At 47.1% G+C, this 548-nt stretch carries 1 protein-coding gene; it reads left to right on the top strand.

What is annotated here, in order from left to right:
• A partial coding sequence (locus A3756_RS27515; protein ID WP_197481219.1) for a hypothetical protein occupies positions 1–548 on the top strand: 548 nt, incomplete at both ends.

The raw sequence follows: 548 nt of genomic DNA, 5'->3' as shown, positions 1-548 counted from the left end.
CCTCCACAATTTGAACAATGTCTATGACGAGATCTATCTTGGCGCAGTGCAGAGCAGTCTGGATGCCCTTAAAGCCTTAATGCCAACGCAGGATATTGAACTGGCCATCTCACGCACAAGCACAAACACAAACACAAACTATCGCTCGACTTCTTACGATGGCCCAAGCGATATGGATCTGCACGTAGTCTATGACGACCCAGCCCATACTCTGCTGGGCTTGTCTGTTAAACCAGAAAAAGAAAACAATCGTATTGCCTCGTACATAACCCTGGACAATGATACGAGCCTCTATGTTCGCCCCAGGATTTTTGATCTGGTGTCCGGTGGGGAATGGTATAGTGCCGACTTACCCGTAGGCATTATTAGTAAAGCTTTTGATGAACACTTGCTCGATCCGCAGCAAGGATTCTGGGGTGCCTATCAATCTAATGAACAATCCTTCGAAGTTGAGCATCGCGATGTGGTGGTAGATTTTGTCACCGCAGGAATTACAGGCATCGAGTTCGATGGCTACACCGAAAGTACCACCTTTGCACTTCAACTAA

It is taken from the genome of Oleiphilus sp. HI0086 (assembly GCF_001635225.1).
Note: the sequence above shows the minus strand (reverse complement) of the source record. Positions and strands in the feature narration are given on the sequence as shown.